This is a genomic window from Chthoniobacterales bacterium, assembly GCA_036569045.1.
Classification (GTDB): Bacteria; Verrucomicrobiota; Verrucomicrobiia; order Chthoniobacterales; family JAATET01; genus JAATET01.
Map to the genome: position 1 here is coordinate 1 of DATCRI010000085.1, position 3736 is coordinate 3736.

4 protein-coding genes are annotated in these 3736 nt (G+C 67.7%); all 4 read left to right on the forward strand.

Going from position 1 to position 3736, the window contains the following annotated elements; genetic code table 11:
* On the forward strand, positions 1 to 202 hold a 202-nt coding region (locus VIM61_15005), incomplete at its 5' end, for a hypothetical protein (GenBank protein HEY8901718.1).
* Between the two features lie 14 nt (positions 203 to 216).
* Positions 217 to 684: a hypothetical protein gene (locus tag VIM61_15010; protein HEY8901719.1), complete on the forward strand. Its 468-nt coding sequence runs from the start codon at positions 217 to 219 to the stop codon at positions 682 to 684.
* Entirely contained in the window at positions 681 to 2981 is a 2301-nt protein-coding gene (locus VIM61_15015; protein HEY8901720.1) for a hypothetical protein, read from the forward strand. Before VIM61_15010 ends, VIM61_15015 begins: the two co-directional genes overlap by 4 nt.
* Positions 2978 to 3700, forward strand: coding sequence for a DUF4159 domain-containing protein (locus VIM61_15020; protein HEY8901721.1), 723 nt, complete (start codon positions 2978 to 2980; stop codon positions 3698 to 3700). Before VIM61_15015 ends, VIM61_15020 begins: the two co-directional genes overlap by 4 nt.
* Positions 3701 to 3736 lie beyond the last annotated feature (36 nt).

Consider the following 3736-nt stretch of genomic DNA (forward strand, 5'->3'; position numbering starts at 1 on the left):
CAATCTCCCGGCCAATCTCCCGGCCAATCTCCCGGCCAATCTCCCGGCCAATCTCCCGGCCAATCTCCCGGCCAAGCGAGCGCGCAAGGGCAAGGGCAAGGGCAAGGGCAAGGGCAAGGGCAAGGGCAAGGGCAAGGCGCAGGCAATGGCGAAAGTGGCTCCACGGTTCCGGACTCTCACGAGGCAGGCCTTCGCAAGCTGACTCACCCGGACCGCGTGGACGAAACCACTTTTGGTCCCACGCCTGCTCGCGGCGGCGAGGATCAGGACATCACCGACGACACCGGGCCGCTCACCGCTCGCGCCCGCTCGCCGGAAGCCCGTGAGCATCTGGCCCGCGAGCTTGTCGACAACCTTCGAGAGCTCCTCCTCGAGGCCGGAAATGCCGTCCCCGAAGGCAGCGATACCACCGCCGTGCAGGCCGCGATGAAGGCCACGTATACGCCAAATGCCTCCCGCCCCAGCGAGGCGGCGCAGGCCATCGACCCTCCGCTCGAAGGCCTGCTCACCCTCCTTCGCGAACAGCTCCAGAAAAGCCTCCGCACCTACCAGCTCGACGACCAGGATCTCGAACGCGCCCCTGCCGAATACCGCGCCGCCGTCGCGGATTACTTCGAGCAGCTCTCCCGCGACTACGACCGGGAGCCGAAGGAACCCACCCCCGAGCCCGCACCGCAGCCATGACCGAAACGATCGAATGGCAATTCGGCGGCTGGCTCGGCAGCCTGCCTCCGGTCGCCGCCTGGGCCATCCTCGGCAGCTTCGCCGTCGTCGGCGGCGCGCTCGTCGTCTGGTCCTACCGGCGCACGCTCCGCGCGCTCACCCCCGCCGCACGCTGGGCCCTCACCCTCCTGCGCCTCGCCCTGCTCCTGGCGCTCCTCATCTGCCTGGCGAATCCCGAGCGCGTGCGCGAGATCACCCCTCCCCCGCCGCACCGCCAGCTCGCCGTCGTGGTCGATCGATCTGACAGCATGGCCGCCGCCGATTTCCGCGGCACCACGCGCCTCGCCACGGCCACCCGGCAGTGGAAGCAACACGAGGAGAAAGCCCGCCAGGCCTTCACCGACGTCGCGACCTTCCGCTTCGCCGCCGCGTTCTCCCCCGCCGCAAGTTTCGACGAGGCCGTGAAATCCGCGCAGACCGGGGCCAGCGAGACCCGCCTCTACACGGCGCTCGAGCAGGCGCTTGCCGGCGCACCCGCCGCCATCGTCTGCCTCACCGATGGCCTCGACACCACGAACGCCGAGACCGACAAGCTCGTCGCCCGCGCCCAGCGAGACGGCATTCCGATCTATTTTGCCGCCGGAACGAATCGCATCCGCGGCAGCGAGCGACTGAACATTCGCGAGATCAAGGCCCCGTCCCGCGTGCTGCGTCGCTCGGAGTTCACCGCCAGCGCGCTGATCTCCGTGGACGCCGAAAACGTCCGGGACGTTCCCATCGAACTCTGGAGCGGCGCCACGCGCATCGCCGCGCAAAGCCTGCCCATGCGCCCGGGCCGCAACACCCTCGTCTGGCCGGTAAAGATCACCGCGCCGGAGCCCGGCTCGATGCCGCTCGAGTTCCGCCTCGGGACGAGCGCCAGCCTCCAGTCCGCCAGCTGCACCACGCAGATCGTGGATCGGGAAAAAGTCGACGTGCTCTACTACCAGGGCGCGCTCCAGTGGGGCTACCGCTACCTTTTCACCGCCCTCCAGGGCGATCCCAGCTTCCGGATGGAAAGCATCCTCAACCCCGCGCTCGGCGTCCACCTCACCGCCGGCGCCCGCAATGGAGACACCCTCGTCGACCTTCCGGAATCGGCCGCGGAACTCCGGCGCTTCCAGATCGTCATTCTCGCCCACGTCTTCGCCAATCAACTCTCTCCCGCCCGCCAGAAAGCCCTCGTGGAATACGCCCGCGGCGGTGGCGGCGTGCTGTTCATCGCGCCGGACTCGCAGGCCACGCGGGCCTTTGCCGGCACTGCGCTCGAGGAAATGCTGCCCGTCGCCTTTCTCGATCCCCAGGCGGAAGACGCCACCGCGCGCAGCGTGCGGCGGTTTCAGGATCAGCTCCTCTCCACCTTCGGCGCGACCGACACCGCCGACCCCATCGACGAGCGAGCCGAAGGAGGCGCTCGACAGGACGTTCCGCCGCTCCAGCCCTTCGCTCCGCCCCGCGGAACCTCCCCTTCAGCCGCCGCAAACCTGTTTCGAAACGCCGACGCCGCCAGCCTCCCGAGATTCTCTCTCTCTGCCGACGTTCGCAGCGTCAAACCCGGCGCGGAGATCCTCGCCGTCAAGCCCGACGCCTCGCCGAACGACGCCGCCGTGCCCCTGCTCGTGCGTCAGCAGTTTGGCAACGGTTTTACGGCCGTGCTCGCCACCGATCTGCTGTGGCGCTGGAAGATGTCCCTGCCCAGCAGCAGTCACGCCGTGGAAAAATTCTGGCAGCAGCTTTTGCTGAGCCTGGCCAACACCTCGTCCCGAGAGGGACTTCGACTCAGTAAAGTCACCGACGCACCCGCTCTCGACACCCCGGTTCTGCTCCGGGCGACGGCCCCGTCAACCACTCGCCCTCCGACCGTCGAGGCCATTTCCCCGGAGGGCGGGCGGACTCTCCTCAACCTCGAGGCCGCCGCACCGGGCGAAGACGATGGCTGGAAGACCTCCTTCACCCCGAAGCAGGCCGGCGTCTGGAAAGTCCGCGCGAAGGACGCCTTCGACAACGAGGCCGGTCTCCAGTTCACGGTCTCGACAAAACCCCGCACCACCGAAGCCCTCGACCTCCCGCCGGACCTCGACACCATGCGCCGCATTGCCGCCGCCACCGGCGGGGCCGTGCTCGACGAGACACCCGCTTTCCGCGCCCCCGACGACACCCCCACAATCAAGCCATCCCGCAAGCTCCGTCCCATCTGGCACTCGAGCGGCCTCCTCGCCGCCCTGCTCGGCCTCTACGGCGTGGAGCTGCTTGCGCGACGCTGGTTCCGCCTCCTATGAAATCGCTCGTTCCCACAATCAGTCTCGCGCTATGCCTCGCAACCGCCGGAGCGACGGCCCAGTCGAGCGACGACGGTCTCCGCGGCGAGCGGGTCGGCTGGGCGCGCCTGCAGACTCCCAGCCCGAACTGGTTTCGCCACTCCAGCGGCGACCCGGTGCTCATGCGGTTCCTCCGGAACAACACGAGCCTGAACATCGATCCTGCGTGGTATACGGCCGGCGTCGAGAGCCTCGACGAGATGTGCAAATATCCGCTCCTCTTTTCGCAGGGAATCTTCGTCGTGACCGACCCCCAGGGCCGCTCGAACATCGCGGAATACGTTCGCCGCGGCGGCTTTCTTCTCGTCGACTCGTGCATCAACACGGACATCACGCCGGATCCCGACATCTTTCTCGCCCGGCACATCGCCTGTCTTGCGGCGATCCTGCCGGAGGCCCGCGTCGTGGCCCTTCCGCCCGATCACGCGATCTACCACGCGTATTTTCAGATTCCCGGGGGACGCCCGCCCCACACCTACATGTCGAATGTCTTCAACCCGCAATGGTATAAGCACGGGCTCTACGGCATCATGATCGGCTCGCGCATGGCAGGAATCATCAGCCTCAGCGGGCTCCAATGCGGCTGGGATCGCATGATCGCCCCGCCGAATCACGACGTCGCCTGCATGCGGATGCTCGTGAACATCTACATCTATGCGATGATGCAGGGCGGCTCGTAGAAAGCCGCCGGCGGCGCGCCTACTCCAGCGCAGCGG

Coding starts and splice junctions, on each gene's coding strand:
- VIM61_15020 (HEY8901721.1), top strand. CDS start 2,978: ATGAAATCGCTCGTTCCCACAATCAGTCTCGCGCTATGCCTCGCAACC.
- VIM61_15015 (HEY8901720.1), top strand. CDS start 681: ATGACCGAAACGATCGAATGGCAATTCGGCGGCTGGCTCGGCAGCCTG.